This is a genomic window from Pseudonocardia xinjiangensis, assembly GCF_050948425.1.
Lineage (GTDB): Bacteria > Actinomycetota > Actinomycetes > Mycobacteriales > Pseudonocardiaceae > Pseudonocardia > Pseudonocardia xinjiangensis.
Genome location: NZ_CP192009.1, coordinates 5,572,873 through 5,589,950, shown reverse-complemented (window position 1 = coordinate 5,589,950; position 17,078 = coordinate 5,572,873). Strand labels below are relative to the sequence as shown.

The following is a 17,078-nucleotide window of genomic DNA, read 5'->3' as shown; positions in this document are numbered from 1 at the left end:
GTCATTGCTGGTCGAGCTGCGTGATGTGCGAGAGCACGGCAGCGGGGCCGTCCTCGGCGCGGATCGTGCGAGCGAGTTCGGTGGCGCGGTCGCGGTAGGCCGGCCGGTCGAGGCAGGAGCGCAGCGCGTCGGTCAACGTGTCGGCGGTCAGCTCGTGCAGTGGCACCGGGCGCGGCGCCACGCCGAGGTGGTGCAGCCGGTCCGCCCAGAAGGGCTGGTCGACCAGAACCGGCACCGGGACCGCCGGCACTCCCGCGCGCAGCCCGGCCCCGGTGGTGCCGGCTCCGGCGTGGTGGACCACGGCAGCGGTCCGGGGGAACAGCCAGTCGTGTGGCAGGTCCCCGACGACCAGGATGTCGTCACCGGCGGGTCCGAGCTCGGCCCACCCGGACTGGACGACGGCGCGCACGCCGGCACGCTCGACGGCGGCCGCGACGACGTCGTGGAGTCGCTCGTGGGCCGGGGTCATGCTGCCGAACCCGACGAACACCGGAGGGGGACCGGCCGCCAGGAAGTCGACCAGCTGATCCGGGGGCTGCCATGCCGGCGGTCCGGCCGGCCACCAGTATCCGGTCACGTGCACGGTCGCGGGCCAGTCGGCGGGCCGGGGGACCACTGCCGGGCTGAAGCCGTGGAAGATCGGCCAGTCGTCCTGCGGGCCGGACGCCTCCGTGGTGGTGGCGGGGAGACCGAGCCGGGTGCGCAGCCGCTGCAGGACGTCGGCGTAGAGGGAGCCGGTCCGGGTGAGCACCTCGCGACCCGCGGCGAGGTTCTCGGCAGGTGAGAGCTGCCCGGTGCTGGGCCAGCCGGGTGGCGGGAACTCCCGGGTGGGGACCCCGGGCGCGAGATAGACCCCGGCGCTCGGGATGCCGAAGCCGTCGGCGACGACCCGGGCCAGCGGGGCCGGCCCGAACGCGGTGAGCAGGACGTCGGTGCCGGCGGCAACGGCGGCCGTCACCCCCTCGCTCAGCTCGTCGAGGAACGCGGCGAAGACCGATCGCGCGGCCTCCGGGGAGGGGGCGGCGGTGCGGGCGCGTACGAGCTCGACCGGATCGCCGGGAAGGGCCCGGTACTCCAGCCCGCACTCGCGCACGAGACCGGCGAACCGGCCGTGGGCGGCCAGCGCCACCTGGTGGCCGGCCTGCTGCAGCCGCCGGCCCAGGCCCGTGAACGGGGCGACATCACCCCGCGAGCCCGCCGTGATGATCAGAATCCGCATCGAGCCTCTCCGGTCGCGCACCGGGCCTGACGATCCGCGGCAGCGGAGTACTAGCTCAGGTCGTCCGGGAGCAGGTCCATCAGCAGCCCGTCGTGCCACTGACCGTCGCTGGAGCGCTCGTAGCTGCGCAGCACCCCTACCCGCCGGAAGCCGGCGCGCTCGCAGCTGCGGATGGCCCGCTCGTTGTGCGCAGCCGGGTCGATCACGACGCGGTGGTGCTCCCTGTGCCGGAACAGGAAGCGGGCCATGGCCCGCATCGCGTCGCAGCCCAGGCCCTGGCTCTGGTGGTCGGGGTGCAGGGCGAGGTCGATGGCGGCATGGCGGTGGTCGGGGTCGAGCTCCTCGCGGTAGATGATCAGCCCCACCACCTCGCGCGCCAGTTCGATGGCGTAGCAGTGCGGGCCGAGCAGCTCGCGGCGCACCCGTTCCAGGTCGTAGCCGCCCCACCATCTCGCGATCTCCGGATGTCCGAGGATCTCCAGGAAGGCCGGGACGTGTGCCGCGGTGGTGGGCCGGAGCACGACGGTCTGGCCGGCGATGGCGTTGATCCGCTGCGCCGCTGCTTCGCTTGTCAGCCCGGTCATGAGGTGAGCTCCACTCGTGCCTTCTCCGTCAATGTGGCCGCGGTGCGCGGCTGCTCGAAGACCACCGCGGCGCTCGCGCCGTCGATGTCGAGGGTGGCGATCATGTTGCCGAACAGCGGCCCGGCCAGCCGGTTCCACGACAGGGGCATGGGCGGCGCCCCGACCCGGGCCGCCCAGCGGCTCGCGAGCCTGCCCACGGTGCGCGACCAGCCGAGCCGGAACCCCGGCTTGATCATCCAGCTCATGGTGTTGTGCACAGGGGAGCACGTCAGCTGGTGGACCCGGGCAGTGGCGCCTGACGGGAGGTCGGCGCGGGCGGCGTAGCTGTGGTGGACATCCCCGGACACGACGCTGACGGTGACGGGGCCGCCTGCTGCGGCCTTGTCGATCATCGCGGTGAGCCGGTCGAACGATGCGCGGAAGGCCGCCCAGTGCTCCAGGTCGGCGGCCTGCCGGATCCGCTCGGCCAGCCGGCCCCGCCAGCCGGGCCGGCCCGAGGCGATCTCGTTGACCGTCTCGAGCTCACCGATGGCGTGGGGCAGCAGCCAGGGGATCGACGTGCCGATGACGAGGTGCTCCACCGGTCCCGGGGCGGCCACCTGCGCCTCGATCCAGTCGAACTCGGCGTCGGCGAGCATGAGGTGCTCGCCGCCCTCGAGGATGCGCCCGTTGCGGGAGTCGATCATGATGAAGCGGCTGCGGCCGAGGTCCCAGCGGAAGCTGAACCGCACCCCCTTCGCGCCGTCGGTCTCGGCGTCGGCGCGGTCGGCGAGCTCGACGAGCAGCGGCCACGTGTCGCCGTCGTGCTCGAGGATCTTGCGGTAGTCGGGGTTGGATGCCAGCTCGTCGGGACGGAGGTTGCCGATGTGCTGGTACACCCAGTACGAGGCGATCCCGGCGCGGATGCGGTCGCGCCACCACGGCGTACCGCGCATCTCGTCGCGCCACGACGCCGAGGTGTTCCAGTCGTCGCGCACGTCGTGGTCGTCGAAGATCATGGCGGTGGGCACGGTGGACATCAGCCACCGGATCTCCGGGTCGGTCCACGAGTCGCGGTAGAGCTCGACGTACTCGTCGAAGCCGACGATCTCCTCGTCCGGCCAGTCCGGGTGCCGGTCGCGCCGCCCGGCGATACGGCGCCGGTTCCGGGGCGTCAGCTCGTCGGCGTACACCTGGTCCCCGAGCAGCAGCAGCACGTCGGCGTACTCCTCCGGCGCGCGCTTCGCCATTCGCGCCGCGTAGGCGTCGAGCGCGTCGATGCCCAGGCCGGCGGCGATCGAGGGGTCGGCCACCTTCGGGTAGCGGCAGGACCCGAAGACGATGCGGTTGCTGCGGTCGGACTCCGGGCCGCGGGTGCGGATCACGCTCGGCGGGAACGGGCTGGTGGCCGGGGGCCACACCCGCTCGCCGTCGATCTCCACGTCGTAGGCGATGCGGCTGTCCGGTGCGAGACCGGTGACGGGGACGAGCGCGTAGTGGTGCCCGGACACCTCGAAGGTGCGCGCCTCGCAGCCCAGCACCGAGACGGTGGCTGCGTGTTCCGTCTGCACCCAGACCGACGCGGTGGTCTCGTCGACATGGCGCAGGACGGGACCCAGTACGAGTGACACGCGCCTCACCCTAGTGGCGCGTCAGACATGCTCCAGAGCGAGCAGCGCGGCACCGATCTTGCCGGCGTCCCCGCCGAACGTCGCCGGGACGACGGGGGCGATGCCGCGTGCGGTGGGCGCGTACGCGAACTCCCGCGCGGCGGCCCGGGCCGGCGCCAGCAGCAGCTCCCCGGTCTCGACGAGGCCGCCTCCGACCACCACCGCGTCGACCTCGAAGATGTTGGCCAGCGACGCGATGCCGACCCCGAGCCACCGGCCCAGCCGGGCGAAGACCGCCTTCGCGATCTCGTCGCCCTGCTGCACGGCCTTGACGACGGTGTGGCCGGTCACCTCGCCGTCCTCGGCGCCGAGGCGCGCGATGAGCCCGCTGGGGTCGTCGGCGGCGGCGTCGCGGCCCATCCGGGTGAGCGCGGTGCCCGACGCGTAGGCCTCGAAGCAGCCGTGGTTGCCACAGCCACACCGAGGCCCGTCGGGGTTGAGGATGATGTGGCCGAGCTCGGCACCGAGCCCGGTGGGGCCGCGGTAGATGCGGCCGTCGAGCACGAGGCCGCCCCCGATGCCCGTGCCGACCGTCACGAGCACCATGTTGCGGTACGGCTCGCCGAGACGGGCCTCGGCGAGCGCGGCGACGTTGGCGTCGTTGTCGACGATGACGGGCAGGCTGGTGGCCTTCTCCAGCTGCTCACGCACGGGCCAGTCGCGGTAGGCGTTGTTGGGCGCCCAGAGCATGATGCCGACGGGCCACGAGACGATCCCGGCCGCGCCGACCCCGATGGTGGAGACCCTGTGGTCCGAGCGGAAGCGCTCGATCATCGAGAGCAGCACTTCGGTGACGGCCTCGCCGCTCGACTCCTCCGGCGTCGGCTCGACGTGCTCGGCCACCACCGTGCCGCGCGCGTCGACCACCGCACCCGCGATTTTCGTGCCACCGATGTCGAGTCCGATGGCGAGCCTCGTGTCCGTCACCCGGGCATCTTGGCATCTGGCGGCGGTTCGCAGCGTTTGGTCCAGGTCGATGTGGGGAACGGCTCGACATGCTCCTTCGACGTGTTGCCCGACCTATGCTCGCCGCCCTGTTCATACACGGCGGCATCCAGGCCCTCCGGTCGCCGCAGGGTCACGCGCAAGTGGCGAAACCCGTGCTCGACGCGGTCGCGCCCGCGGTCGACAAAGCGATCGAGGTGGCTCCCATCGAGGAGCGCCCCGACGACGTGATGCTGGTCAGGATCGACGGCGGGGTGAAGGTCGTCGCCGGCACGATGCTGGCGCTCGGCAAGTTCCCCCGCCTGTCGTCGGCCGCCCTCGCCGCCTCGCTGATCCCGACCACGCTGGCCGGCCACCGGTTCTGGGAGGAGACCGACGAGCAGAAGAAGCAGGACCAGCTCGTCCACTTCCTGAAGAACATGGGCATGCTCGGTGGCCTCCTGATCGCCGCGGCCGACACCGAGGGCAAGCCCTCGCTGACCTGGCGCGGGCGCAAGGCCGCGAAGCTCGCCGCCGCCGCCGCGGGTGCCCAGGCCGCGTCGTTCTCCGGTGGCGCCTCCGACGTCTCCGGCAGGGTCTCCGGCGTGGCCCACGAGGTCACCGGCAAGCTCTCCGGCACCGCCTCCGACGCCACGGGCGCGGTCGCGGGGATCGCCGCCGGGCTGGCCGGCCTCGCACCGGGCGCCGGCGCCGCCGTGTCCGCCCGCGCCGCCCGTACGAGCTCCGAGCTGACGTCCCGGGCCGGCGATCTCTCGGCCGACTGGGCCAAGCGCGCCGCCAAGGCGAGGAAGCGGGCCGAGAAGCGCGGGGCGAAGCTGCAGAAGGTCGCGGAGAAGCGAGGCGCCGAGCTGCAGAAGCGGGCGGCCAAGCGCACCGCGGAGCTGCAGAAGGCGGCAGGCAAGAAGCGTGCCGCGCTGGAGAAGAGGACCACCGCCAACGTCCTCGACCAGGCCTCCAAGCTCGGCCAGGACGTGGCCGCTCGGGCGTCCGCGCTCGGGGCCGAGGCCGCGCACCAGGCCGGGGGCGTCGCGAAGGACGCGAAGAAGCGCGCCCACGCGCTCACGCACTGAAACCTGTCGGCGAACAATCCGGCCCGGCTCCGGGGGAGCCGGGCCGGTCTCGTCCGTGTACTAGGTGAGGTCCTCGAGGCGGAACCCGACCTTGAGCGTCACCTGGAAGTGCTTGATCTCGCCGTCCTCCAGGTGCCCGCGGATCTCGGTGGTCTCGAACCAGTCGAGGTTGCGCAAGGTGCGCGCCGAGCGGCGGATCGCCGTGCGGATGGCGTCGTCGACGCTCTCCGTGGAAGTCCCGACGATCTCGGTGACGTGGTACACGTTGTCGCCCACTGTGGAGGTCCTTCCGTTGCACCGCTCTACCAGCGGAAACTGTTCAAATCGCAGCGGTCCCGCGATCGTCGTGGGGCGCCGTGGCGCTGCCCTGGAACCGTCTTCCCGGCCCGGGTGGCTCATGAAACCCTCCCCTGCGGCATGCCGGGGACACGGTGTCCCGCCGCAGTGACCTCCGCGGCCGTCGAACCCGAGAGTGATCAACGATCCCCTCGCGATCAAGGTGACTGGCTCACACCTTGTCCGCCCAGATCTCCCGGGACGCCGACACGGGGTCGGCAACCACCGAGACGGGCACGTCCCAGATCCGCGTGAGCGCCTCACCCTTCCGGTACTGCGGCCAGCCGGGGTCGCCGGTGGCGGCGAAGGCCGTCAACGACGTGCGGACCTCCTGCGCCAGGCCGACAGCCTCCGGCGGGACCGAGTCGCCGAAGAGCATGGCCGCCGTTGGACCGTGGAAGTTGCCGAACGTCAGCGGCACGTCGAGCAGGTGGCAGGCGCCGAGCGCCCCACCGAACACCGGGGTCGGCCACGCCAGCTCGTAGCACCAGCTGCGGCCGGGGTGCTCCTCGGCGCACCACGTCGACGGGATGCGGAAGAACGCGTCGGACTGGATGAGGATGTACAAGTCGGCGTCGGAGGCGCCGGGATACGCGGCTCGGTAGGCGTCGAGAGGAACGGCGTGCGCCGCCGCGACACCGGAGACGTCAACGGCGGACAGATCCTCGTTCATCGCCATGGCGAAGAACCGGTACTCGTCGCGGGTGAACCCGGTCATCAGGTCGACCTCCCCACGCAGGCCGCGCCAGGGCTGGTCACGCACCACATCCCCATCCACCACCGGCCCGTAGGGAGTGACCTCGCCCGCCCTCGACTGCACGGCGTGGATCGCCTCGGACGCCACGCCCGTGAAGGCCTCGGAAGTGAGCGGCACACCGAGCGCCGCCGCGATCCGCTCCGCCGTGCCGCGCGCCCGTTCCTCGGACAGGAAAGCCGCTGTGACGCTCTGCCCGATGGCCCGGACGAACAGCCCGCGGCCGGCCTGGGCGGCCGTCAGCGCCGCCACAGCGCTGCCTCCCGCCGACTGCCCGAAGATCGTCACATTGCCCGGGTCCCCGCCGAAACGCGCGATGTTCTCCTGCACCCAGCGCAGGGCCGCGAGCTGGTCGAGCAGCGCCCGGTTCTGCGGCGCGTCCGGCAGCCAGCCCAATCCCTCGAAGCCTGTGCGGTAGTTCAAGGTCACCAGCACGACGCCCGAGCCGGCCAGGTTCGCGCCGTCGAACTCGGGCTGGCTCGCGGAACCGAAAATGAACGCCCCGCCGTAAAGCCAGACCATCACCGGCAGACCGCCTGCTCCGGGATCGGGCGTCCAGACATTGACGGTGAGGCAGTCCACATCGTCACCCGGGTGCCACAGCGCCGGCAAGGGACGCATCTGACCCTGCGATGGCGAGGCGCTGAAAGCGGTACCGTCGCGGACACCGTCCCACGGCTGGGGCTGCTGCGGCGCCTGGAATCGCCGGGGGCCGTCGAGGGGTGCGGCGTACGGGATGCCCTTGAAAACGCTGACACCATTGTCCATTATGCCTCGTACGGCACCCTGTGTCGTCTGCGTGATGATCTCTTGCATGGCCTCACCCAACACCACCGGCAAAGGCGCCCGGTCCCCAACCGGTAAGGGTTGTACAACACATACCGCCGGTTCATTTCATCCGCCGAGAGCCGACGGCGAGAGTTCATTTGATTGAAGCCCTTGGATCGTGGTGCCGGCGCCCCTCGGTGGGACGGTCGGCGAGCAGCGTCCCGGCTCCGCGGTCGCGGTCAGCCCACGTCCAGCACGGCCTTGCCCGCGATCCGGCGGCCAACGGGCGCGGTCCCTCGATCACACCCTCATCGTGCGCAATAGCGGTACACGGGAGGCTGTTCCTCCGCCGCGACACTCCGGATGACAGGGTGGGCGGATGACGGAGCAGGCAGAGGCGAACCGGCCAGGGGTCGGCGCGCTCCTGCGGAGCCTCGACGAGGCGCCCCCCACGGAGCTCGTCGACGTCTGCTCGAGCTGGCTGGTGCGGCACATCGGGGCCCGGGCGTGCGTCCTGCTGCTGTCCGACTACGCCGAGGCCAGCCTGGAAGCGGTCGGCCGGGGCCGGGGTGCGGCGGGGCTCCGCTCGCAGGACCTGGTCGGCAGCGCCGCCGGGGAGGCCTACCGCGAGCAGCACATCGTCGCGATGGCCGTCGACCATCCGGACGACGTCCCGGCGGCCGGAGCCGTGACGGGCGGGGTGGGGGGACCGGCGCTGGTCGTGTACCTCCCGGTGTCGGTGCGGTCCGAGCGACTCGGTGTCCTGGCGATCACGCTCCCGGGCGCGGACCTGGACCCGGACGTGGCGCAGGTCCTCGAGGACGTGGCGCGGGTGCTGGGACACGTGCTCACCGGGGCCCGCCGGTACACCGACCGGTTCGAGATGCTGCGGCGCCGTCGAGAGCTCGGGCTGGCCGCGGAGATCCAGTGGGAGCTGCTGCCCAGCCTGGCGTTCGAGCTACCCGACTTCTCCATCGCGGGCACGGTGGAGCCGGCGTACGAGATCGGAGGGGACAACTTCGACTACGCGATCAGCGCCCACCGGCTGACCGTGGGCGTCAGTGACGCGGCCGGCCACGGGCTGCGGGCCGCCCTGCTCGCCAGCCTCTCGTGCACCGCGATGCGCAACGCGCGCCGGGCGAACTGCACGATCGTCGAGCAGGCGAGAGCGGCCAACGGGCACCTGGTCGAGCAGTTCCCCGGGTCCGACTTCGTCACCGGCCTCCTGCTCGACCTCGACGTCGACACCGGTGTCGGGACGATCCTCAACGCCGGCCACCCACCTCCGCTGCTGGTGCGCGACGGGGCGGTCAGCGAGCTGGTGCTGGCCGCCGGGTACCCGCTGGGGCTGATGACGCCGGTCGAGTACCCGCTGCACCCGATCCGGCTGCAGCCCGACGACCGGCTGCTGTTGTTCACCGACGGGATCACCGAGGCGCACCGTCCGGGGCACCGGGAGTTCGGCTACCGCCGCCTCGCCGCGTTGCTCGCTGAACACCGGCACCTGCCGCCCGCCGAGCTCGTCCGGCGGATCACCCACGCCGTCACCGAGTCCTGCCACGGCGAGCTCAACGACGACGCCACCGCGGTCTGCCTCGACTGGCACCCCTCGTCGCCGGCCGACCCGGTGTGACGGTCACCGCTCGGTGAGCGCCGCCGCGATCGCGTCGACGGAGCGATCGACGTCGGCCTCGGTGGTGAGCCAGCTCGACACCGAGATGCGCATCAGCCGCATCCCGTGCCACACCGTGCCGCCCATCCAGCACTCCCCGCAGCTCTGGACGGCCTCGATCACCCGGCCGGTCCGCTCGTCGTCGCCGAAGCGGACGAGCACCTGGTTGAGCACGACGTCGTTGACGACGGTGACCCCGTCGAGGCGGGCGAGCCCGTCGGCGAACCGGCGGGCGAGCGCGCAGCAGCGCTCCACGAGGTCGGCGACGCCGTCACGCCCGAGCTGCCGCAACGCGGCCCACGTCGTGAAGCCGCGGGCGCGGCGCGAGGACTCCAGGACGTACGCGCCGGGTGAGCGGAACGCCTCGGCGCCCGTCCCGGTGAGGTAGGGGGCGCTGTAGGACGTGGCCGCGACGTGCGCGGCCGGGTGGGCGCAGAACGCGTACCCGGCGTCGTAGGGGACGTTGAGCCACTTGTGGCCGTCGGTCGACCACGAGTCGGCCTGCTCGATCCCGGCCACCAGGTGGCGGGTGGCGGGGGCGGCGGCGGCCCACAGGCCGAAGGCCCCGTCGACGTGGACCCAGGCGCCGTGGTGGTGCGCGGCCGCGATCGCGGCGGGGAAGTCGTCGAACGCTCCGGTGTTCACCTCACCGGCCTGCAGGCAGACGATCGTGGGGTCGGTGCTCGTGTCGGCGAGGGCCCGCGCGAGGTCGGCCAGGTCGATCGAGCCCTGCAGGCCCGTCTGCACCGGGACGACGGCGTCGGTTCCCAGACCGAGCAGGCGCAGCGCCCGGTCGACGGTGGCGTGGCGTCCCGTGCCGGCCACGACCCGGACCCGCGGAGCCCCGTGCAGCCCCTGGCGTTCGACGTCCCATCCCGCGTCCGCGAGCACGCCGTGCCGGGCGGCGGCGAGGCAGACGGTGTTGCCGCCCTGTCCACCGGTCACGAAGCCGAACGAGGCGTCTTCGGGCAGGCCGAGCAGGTCCTTGAGCCAGGCACCCGCCACGTCCTCGACCACGGCGGCGACGGGGGAGGTCAACGGGTTCCACGCGTTCTGGTCCCACGCGGTGGTCAGCACGTCGGCCGCCGTCGGGGCGTCGAGTGCCCCGCCGGTCACGAACCCGAAGTAGCGCGGTCCGGTGCTCGCCACCAGCGCCGGTTCGACCGCGTCCGCCAGCCGGCCGACCACGTCCGCGGCCGGGGTGGGCCCGTCGGGCAGCGAACCGAGCGCGGCCCGGACGGCGTCGACGGCGGCGGCCGACGGGAAGGCCGGGCCGTCACCGACCCGCTCCCGGTAGCCGGCGCCGCGGGCGGCCACGTACTGCAGGAGGTCACGCAGGTCGCTGCCGGTCGTCGGGGTGACGGCATGGTCGGCGCTGGAGTCGGTCATGCCCCGACAATGCCGGACGCCGCGGTCAGCCCGCTGTGTGTGTGGACGACGCCACGGCGGCCGGCCGGGTCGCCTCCGCCTCGGTCATCTCGCCATGGGGCAGCTCTGCCGGCTCCTCCTCGGTCGCCCCGGCCGGCTCGGTCGGCTCGGAGGAGGTCTCCGGTGGCGTCGACCGTTCGAGGAACCGGAGCAGCTCGACGGGGAAGGGCAGCACGAGAGTGGAGTTCTTCTCGGCGGCCACCTCGACGACGGTCTGCAGCAGCCGCAGCTGCAGCGCTGCCGGGTGCTCGGTCATCACCTCCGCGGCCTGGGCCAGCTTCTGCGACGCCTGCAGCTCGCCGTCGGCCGTGATCACCCGGGAGCGTCGTTCGCGTTCCGCCTCGGCCTGGCGCGACATCGAGCGCTTCATCGTGTCGGGCAGCGCGACGTCCTTGATCTCGACGCGGTCGATGTGCACGCCCCAGTCGAGGGCGGGGCTGTCGATCATCAGTTCCAGGCCCTGGTTGAGCCGTTCGCGGTTGGACAGCAGGTCGTCGAGGTCGCTCTTGCCGATGATCGAGCGCAGGGAGGCCTGGGCGACCTGGCCGATGGCGTAGTCGTAGTTCTGCACCCCGACGACCACCCGGACGGGGTCGACGACCCGGTAGTACACGACGGCGTCGACCTTGACGGTCACGTTGTCGCGCGTGATGCCGTCCTGGGCGGGGATCGCCATGGTGACGATCTGCATGTTGACCTTGTGCAGCCGGTCGGCCATCGGGGCGATCAGCGCGAGCCCCGGCCCGCGGGTCGCGTCGCGCAGCCTGCCGAAACGCATGACGACGCCGCGCTCGTACTGGTTGATGACCCGGACGCTCGACCCGAGCAGCAGCAGGCCGACGGTCACGATCGCGATGAGCAGGACGACGGTGATCATCTGGTTCTCCGTTTTCCGGCGGAGCGGCGCCACATCCCCCAGACCACTGCGGTCGCCCCCGCCCACAGCACGGCACCACCCACCGACCCGGCGGCGAGCATCAGGCCGACGAGCAACAGCGCGACCACGATCGCGATGGCGGCGCCTCGCCGGTAAGTGCGTCGATGCAGATCCGACTGGCGTGCCTGGAACCCGTTCACGAACTCGGGGTCCTCGGCCAGGAGGCGGCGCTCCACCTCGCGCAGCGTCTCCCGTTCGTTGTCGTCGAGCACAGCCCACCACCTCCTCGAGGCGGCTCGCACGCCTGGCTTCGGTGGCACCAGCGGACAGTTTTATCGTAACACGATATAGTTGATCGATGGCTGATCGTGAGGACGGGCAGGCCCCCGCGGAGCCCCTGACGAAAGACGACTTCGAGGCGCTGGCCCGGTTCCGGTTCGGGATCCGGCGCTATCTGCGCTTCAGCGAGGAGACGGTGCGCAGCCACGGTTTCACCCCGCAGCAGTACCACTTGTTGCTGGCCCTCAAGGGCTTCCCCGGGCGGGAGTGGGCGACGGTGCGGGAGCTCGCGGATCGGCTCCAGCTGCGTCACCACAGCGTGGTCGAGCTGGTCAACCGGGCGCAGGCGGAAGGGCTCGTGGAGCGGGCGGCCCATCCGGCGGACGCGCGGGCCGTGCGCGTCGTGCTCACCGCTCACGGCGAGCGGATCCTGAGCCGCCTCGGCACCGTGCACCGCGACGAGCTGCGCCGGATGCAGGACGCACTGGTCCTGCCGGCGTGGCACGACGAGCCGGACGGCGCCGCCCCGAAGCCGGCGGCGAGCCGGTCCGAACCGACCTGACCCGGCGGACGACCGGGCCCCGCGCGGCGGTCGACCGCGCGGGGCCCGGGTTCGGGCCGGCCAGGAATCAGGCCAGCAGTTCGACGACCGTGCCGGCTCCGACCGTCCGGCCGCCCTCGCGGACGGCGAAGCCGAGCCCCTCGGTCATCGCGACGGGCCTGCCGAGCTCGACGGTCATCTCGACGGCGTCGCCGGGCAGCGCCGTGCCGGTGGCGCCGAGCGACACGACGCCCACCACGTCCGTCGTCCGGAAGTGGAACTGCGGGCGGTACCCGGTGGAGAACGGCCTGCTGCGCCCGCCCTCCGCCGCGGTGAGCACCCGGACCACCGCGCGGAACCGAGTGTGCGGCCGGATCGCTCCCGGAGTGCTGATCACCTGCCCGCGCCGGACGTCGCTGCGCTGCACGCCACGCAGCAGCATGGCCGTGTTGTCGCCGGCCTCGGCGACGTCCATGGCCCGGCCGAACGTCTCCAGCCCGGTGACGACCACGCCGCGCAGGCCGTCGTCCAGCCCGACCACGTCGACCTCGTCGCGCAGCCGGATCGCGCCCTGCGCCACCACACCCGTCACCACCGTGCCCCGGCCGGTGATGGTCAGGACGTTCTCGATCGGCATCAGGAACGGCGCGTCGACCACCCGCGCCGGTACCGGCACGTACGCGTCGATCGCCGCGAGCAGGTCGTCGATCCGCGCGACCCACCGCGGGTCGCCCTCGAGCGCCCGCAGCGCGGACACCCGGACCACCGGGATCTCCTCCGCGGGGAACCCGTACTCCGCCAGCAGGTCCCGCAGCTCCAGCTCCACCAGGTCGAGCAGGTCGGGGTCGTCGATCATGTCGGACTTGTTCAGCGCGACCACGACGTGCTCGACACCGACCTGGCGGGCCAGCACCACGTGCTCGCGTGTCTGGGGCATCGCCCCGTCCTGCGCGGAGACCACCAGTACCGCCCCGTCGATCTGGGCGGCACCGGTGATCATGTTCTTCACGTAGTCGGCGTGGCCCGGCATGTCGATGTGGGCGTAGTGCCGGGTGGCGGTCTCGTACTCGACGTGGGCGATGTTGATGGTGATGCCGCGGTCGCGCTCCTCAGGGGCCCGGTCGATGCCGTCGAACGGGACGGCCCTGGCCAGCCCCCGGTCGGCGAGCACCCGGGTGATCGCGGCGGTGAGGGTGGTCTTGCCGTGGTCGACGTGACCCATCGTCCCGATGTTGAGGTGCGGCTTGCGCAGCTGGTTGACGTGCTCGGTCATGATCTCGTCCTCTGTGGACAATCTGGCGAGAACCCGCGCGTACGCGTGAGCCACCCCCCTCCGCTGGTTCTCCGGAGGTGGGACGGAGAGGGGTCAGCGTCGGGTGTCTGCTGCTGCAGCCGAGGAGAGGGCGGCCGGCACCGGCAGAGCAGCGGGCTCTGCGACGAGGAGGGTGCCGGCGGACATGTGCAGGAGACTAAGGAGCGCGACGGGCTGGAGCGATCGATTTCCCGCCCTGCCCTGCATCGCCCGTGCCGGCCGTGCGCACGACGAGGTCCTCCTGAGCGAGCCGGCGCAGGGCGGCGAGGAGGGCGTCGGCGAGTACGGAGAACATCACGACGCCCTCGGCGCGGTCCTCCACGGAGGTGCGCCGCCACAGGGTGTCGACCTCGGTGGCGGCGAGATCGTGGGCCGTGTCGGCGTAGCGGTCCAGCAGATCGAGCACGTCGTGCTGGCCGAGCCGGTGCAGGGTGGCGAGCACCTCGGCCAGGCCGGCCCGCGCCGGGTTGTCCGGGCGGACGTGCCAGCCGTGGCGATCGAGCAGTTGCTGCACCTGCTCGCCTGCTGCGCGCGACGACTCGTCGTCGTCCGGGTCGCGCTCGTGCCGCCGCGTCAGGGAGTACTGCACCTTGCCCAGCGTGTCCAGCTCGCCGACGCCCCCGGAGTCGAGGTGTCCGAGCACGGCCCGGGACGCGACGATCGACAGGCCCCCGACGTCGACGAGGGCCCGGATCAGCTTCAGCCGCCTGGCGTGCTCCTCGCCGTACTGCGCCTGGTTCGGGCTCGTGCGTTCGCCCGGCGGCAGCAGACCCTCCCGGAGATAGAACTTGATCGTGGGGATGGGCACCCCGGTCCGGGCGCTCAGCTCCGCCATGCGCACGGTGACCTCCCGGTTGGCGACGCTGTGCGGCCCGGCATGGATAGCAGGGATGCCGGCTGTCTGTCGGGCCGAGCCTAACCCGCGGGTGAGCTGCGTTGTCCGTTCAGGCAACTATGGATACCATCCATATCGATAGTTCCACTTACCGCTATCCGTCAGGTGGGGAGAAGCCATGCTCGCGGCACTCGGCAGGTCGGCCGCACGTCGGCGGTGGGCGGTGGTGATCGGCACCGTCGTGTTCGTGGCGCTCGCGGGCTTCTGGGGAGCGGGTGCCGCCGGGACGTTCGGCGGAGGGGCCGGGTTCGACGACCCGGGAAGCGAGTCGGCGGAGGCGAACGCGATGCTCGCCGGCCCGCTGGGCCGCCACGCCATCGACGTGGTCGTCATGTACACGAGCCCGGTCTCCACGGTGGACGATCCCGCGTTCGAGGCCGCGGTCGCCACGGCGGCGGAGCGGATCCCGGCCTCATCGGTCGCCCGCCTGGAGACGTACTGGTCCACCGGCTCCCCGGACCTCGTCTCGGCCGACCGCCGGTCCACCTACGTGGCCATCCAGCTTGCGGGGAACACCGAGGAGGAGAACGTCGTCCGCTACCAGCAGACGATCAAGGACCGGCTCGCGGTGGACGGGTTCGATGTCCGCTACGGCGGACTGGTGCCGGTGAACGACCAGGTCAACGCGCTGACCGGGCGGGACCTCGTGCGCGCCGAGCTGGTGTCCGTCCCGATCCTGCTGGTCCTGCTGGTGATCGTCTTCCGCAGCCTGGTGGCCGCCGCTCTGCCGCTCGTGGTGGGCACGGTGGTGGCGGTCGGATCGCTCGCGGTGCTGCGCGTCGTCGGGATGTTCTACCCGGTCTCGACGTTCTCGATCAACGTGGTCACGCTCCTGGGCCTCGGCCTGGCCATCGACTACGGCCTCATCGTGGTCAACCGGTTCCGTGAGGAGCTCGCCGCCGGACGCACCGTCGACGAGGCGGTCGAGCGCACCATGGCGGCCGCGGGCCGGACCGTCACGTTCTCCGGGCTGGCCATCGCCGTGACGATGCTCGGGCTGGTGATCTTCCCGTCCCGGTTCCTGATCTCGATGGCGGTCGCAATCATCAGCGTCGTGGTGTTCGGCGTGGTCGCCGTGCTGGTGCTGCTCCCCGCGCTCCTGCGGTTCGCCGGCCACCGCATCAACTCCCTGCGCCTGCCGCTGCCACGCTTCGGCCGCCGCGACGCCGAACGCGTCCCAGTGCGGGAGGGCGGCTGGTACCGGACGGCCACGGCGATCATGCGCAGGCCCGTCGCCGTCACCGCCGGCCTGTCGCTCGTGCTGCTCGCGGCGGGAGCGCCGGTGCTGGGTGCGCAGTGGGGCCGACCGTCGGACTGGGTGCTGCCGGCGGGCGCCGACAGCCGGGTGGTCGACGACATGCTTGACAACGACTTCGTCCGCGATCCCACCGCGGTGGTCACCGCCGTGGTCCGGATGCCGGCGGCAGCCGACGGTACGCAGTCCGTCGCGGCGCTCGAGGAGTTCGCCGCGCGCCTCGACCGGGTGCCCGGCGTCGACGGGGCGTCGATCACCGGCACCGAGGGCGATCTCGCGCGGCTCACCCTCGGGTACGGGATGGACCCGCAGTCCGACGCGGCGGCCGCGATGGTCGCGGGACTGCGGGCGCAGGCGCCACCGCAGGGCGCGACGGTGTGGTTCACGAACTACCCGGTGTCGCTGGTGGACATGCTGTCCATGCTCGGTGACCGGCTGCCGTGGCTCGTGACCTACATCGCCGCAGTCTCGTTCGCGGTGCTGTTCCTGGCCTTCGGGTCCGTGCTGGTTCCGCTGCTGTCGCTGCTGCTCACCGTGCTGTCGCTGGCAGCGGCGTTCGGGACGATCGTGCTGGTCTTCCAGTACGGCGTGCTGTCCGACGTCCTCGGCTTCGTGCCGGAGGGCTTCATGGACGCCAACATCCCGATGCTGATCCTCGTGATCACCTTCGGTCTGGCGATGGACTACCAGGTCTTCACGCTCTCCCGGATCCGGGAGAACTGGGTGGCCACCGGCGACCCGGTCGAGTCGGTCGCCGTCGGCATCCAGCAGTCGGCGCGGATCATCAGCAGTGCCGCGCTGCTGTTCGTCGTCGTGGTCGGCGGGTTCATGCTGTCCGACATCACGTTCATGATGATGATCGGGGTCGGCCTGGTGATCGCCGTGGTCGTCGACGCGACGATCGTCCGTGGCCTGCTGATGCCGGCGACCATGCGGCTCCTGGGTGCCCGCGCATGGTGGGCGCCCGCCCCGCTGGCTCGCTGGTGGCGGAGGTGGGGCGTGCCGGAGTCGCACGGGTCGCCGCCCGTGGCGTCCGGTGCCGCGATCTTGCCGGGGGGACGGGTGAGCGCGTCCGCGGAATGACGGGTGGGCGCCGCGCCGCGCCGTCAGGCTCCGTCGAGCCAGTTGGTGGCGGTCTGGCGCGAGATCCCGAGTGCGCGCGACATCGCGAGCACTTCGAGCCCCTGCCGCTTGCCCGTCGCGAGCAGCTCCCGCTGCCGGGCCCGCAGTTCCTCGATCCGCTCGGCGGCCTCGCGCATCTCGGCCAGCAACGCCTCAGCCTCCGGACCCGCGCCGGAGCGGGACCGCCCCACGCCGGGGCGGGGGAACCGCCGGACCTCGTCGGCGTCCCAGCGCCGCCGGCCCTGCTCGTCGTACCCGTCGAGGGGCTGCGGTGCCTGCCCCCGGGACACGTAGCCCGACCAGGTCGCCGTCTTCACGCCCCAGGCCTGCGCGCACTCGTCACTGGTCCAGGTCTCGGTGCCGCTGATCGTC

The 17,078-nt window shown here is 72.2% G+C and carries 16 protein-coding genes; 4 read left to right on the top strand and 12 right to left on the bottom strand.

Annotation, left to right across the window (positions count from 1 at the left end; all coding sequences use genetic code 11):
• Window position 1 precedes the first annotated feature (1 nt).
• From ACQPZA_RS26265 to ACQPZA_RS26250, 4 genes are read right to left on the bottom strand one after another with little or no spacing between them, the layout of a single operon-like run.
• The gene (locus ACQPZA_RS26265; protein ID WP_433274722.1) at window positions 2-1,219 is read right to left on the bottom strand and encodes a glycosyltransferase; all 1,218 of its coding nucleotides are present in this window, start codon (window positions 1,217-1,219) and stop codon (window positions 2-4) included.
• Window positions 1,220-1,269: 50 nt separating this feature from the next.
• Window positions 1,270-1,803, bottom strand: a complete 534-nt coding sequence (locus ACQPZA_RS26260) for a GNAT family N-acetyltransferase (RefSeq protein WP_169397678.1) — start codon at window positions 1,801-1,803, stop codon at window positions 1,270-1,272.
• A complete protein-coding gene (locus tag ACQPZA_RS26255; RefSeq protein ID WP_433274720.1) occupies window positions 1,800-3,413 on the bottom strand; it encodes an alkaline phosphatase D family protein in 1,614 nt (537 codons plus the stop codon). The genes ACQPZA_RS26260 and ACQPZA_RS26255 overlap by 4 nt, the downstream gene beginning before the upstream one ends.
• 21 nt (window positions 3,414-3,434) lie before the next feature.
• Window positions 3,435-4,379 (bottom strand): ROK family protein, encoded by a 945-nt coding sequence (locus ACQPZA_RS26250; protein WP_433274718.1) that lies wholly within the window; start codon window positions 4,377-4,379, stop codon window positions 3,435-3,437.
• A gap of 68 nt (window positions 4,380-4,447) precedes the next feature.
• On the opposite strand from ACQPZA_RS26250, the gene ACQPZA_RS26245 reads away from it, so the two are divergent.
• Entirely contained in the window at window positions 4,448-5,467 is a 1,020-nt protein-coding gene (locus ACQPZA_RS26245) for a DoxX family protein (protein ID WP_433274716.1), read from the top strand.
• Window positions 5,468-5,527: 60 nt separating this feature from the next.
• On the opposite strand, the gene ACQPZA_RS26240 is transcribed toward ACQPZA_RS26245, so the two are convergent.
• Both ACQPZA_RS26240 and ACQPZA_RS26235 read right to left on the bottom strand, forming a co-directional pair.
• Window positions 5,528-5,743, bottom strand: a complete 216-nt coding sequence (locus ACQPZA_RS26240; RefSeq protein WP_169397682.1) for a dodecin — start codon at window positions 5,741-5,743, stop codon at window positions 5,528-5,530.
• Between the two features lie 232 nt (window positions 5,744-5,975).
• Window positions 5,976-7,373 (bottom strand): carboxylesterase/lipase family protein, encoded by a 1,398-nt coding sequence (locus ACQPZA_RS26235; RefSeq protein WP_433274713.1) that lies wholly within the window; start codon window positions 7,371-7,373, stop codon window positions 5,976-5,978.
• Window positions 7,374-7,704: 331 nt separating this feature from the next.
• Here ACQPZA_RS26235 and ACQPZA_RS26230 point away from each other — a divergent pair, with 331 nt between their 5' ends.
• A complete protein-coding gene (locus ACQPZA_RS26230; protein ID WP_433274711.1) occupies window positions 7,705-8,958 on the top strand; it encodes a PP2C family protein-serine/threonine phosphatase in 1,254 nt (417 codons plus the stop codon).
• A gap of 3 nt (window positions 8,959-8,961) precedes the next feature.
• Here ACQPZA_RS26230 and ACQPZA_RS26225 read toward each other — a convergent pair whose 3' ends face one another.
• Genes ACQPZA_RS26225 through ACQPZA_RS26215 form a run of 3 tightly spaced genes read right to left on the bottom strand, consistent with a single transcriptional unit; the run spans window position 8,962 to window position 11,574 of the window.
• Window positions 8,962-10,386 carry a pyridoxal phosphate-dependent decarboxylase family protein gene (locus ACQPZA_RS26225; protein ID WP_433274709.1) on the bottom strand — a complete coding sequence of 475 codons (1,425 nt, stop codon included), beginning with the start codon at window positions 10,384-10,386 and terminating at the stop codon, window positions 8,962-8,964.
• Between the two features lie 25 nt (window positions 10,387-10,411).
• Window positions 10,412-11,299, bottom strand: coding sequence for an SPFH domain-containing protein (locus tag ACQPZA_RS26220; protein WP_433282995.1), 888 nt, complete (start codon window positions 11,297-11,299; stop codon window positions 10,412-10,414).
• Window positions 11,299-11,574, bottom strand: coding sequence for a DUF3040 domain-containing protein (locus ACQPZA_RS26215; RefSeq protein ID WP_169397687.1), 276 nt, complete (start codon window positions 11,572-11,574; stop codon window positions 11,299-11,301). Before ACQPZA_RS26215 ends, ACQPZA_RS26220 begins: the two co-directional genes overlap by 1 nt.
• Before the next feature lie 86 nt (window positions 11,575-11,660).
• Here ACQPZA_RS26215 and ACQPZA_RS26210 point away from each other — a divergent pair, with 86 nt between their 5' ends.
• Window positions 11,661-12,143, top strand: coding sequence for a MarR family winged helix-turn-helix transcriptional regulator (locus tag ACQPZA_RS26210; RefSeq protein WP_433274707.1), 483 nt, complete (start codon window positions 11,661-11,663; stop codon window positions 12,141-12,143).
• A gap of 67 nt (window positions 12,144-12,210) precedes the next feature.
• On the opposite strand, the gene tuf is transcribed toward ACQPZA_RS26210, so the two are convergent.
• Together tuf and ACQPZA_RS26200 are read right to left on the bottom strand one after the other, a co-directional pair.
• A complete protein-coding gene (gene tuf / locus ACQPZA_RS26205) occupies window positions 12,211-13,395 on the bottom strand; it encodes an elongation factor Tu (protein ID WP_433274705.1) in 1,185 nt (394 codons plus the stop codon).
• A 196-nt stretch (window positions 13,396-13,591) separates the two neighbouring features.
• Window positions 13,592-14,269, bottom strand: a complete 678-nt coding sequence (locus ACQPZA_RS26200) for a MerR family transcriptional regulator (RefSeq protein WP_433274703.1) — start codon at window positions 14,267-14,269, stop codon at window positions 13,592-13,594.
• 178 nt (window positions 14,270-14,447) lie between these two features.
• Between ACQPZA_RS26200 and ACQPZA_RS26195 the strand changes: the two genes are divergently transcribed.
• Window positions 14,448-16,667, top strand: coding sequence for an MMPL family transporter (locus ACQPZA_RS26195; protein WP_433274701.1), 2,220 nt, complete (start codon window positions 14,448-14,450; stop codon window positions 16,665-16,667).
• 23 nt (window positions 16,668-16,690) lie between these two features.
• Here ACQPZA_RS26195 and ACQPZA_RS26190 read toward each other — a convergent pair whose 3' ends face one another.
• Entirely contained in the window at window positions 16,691-17,023 is a 333-nt protein-coding gene (locus ACQPZA_RS26190) for a hypothetical protein (RefSeq protein ID WP_312859276.1), read from the bottom strand.
• Between the last annotated feature and the right edge of the window lie 55 nt (window positions 17,024-17,078).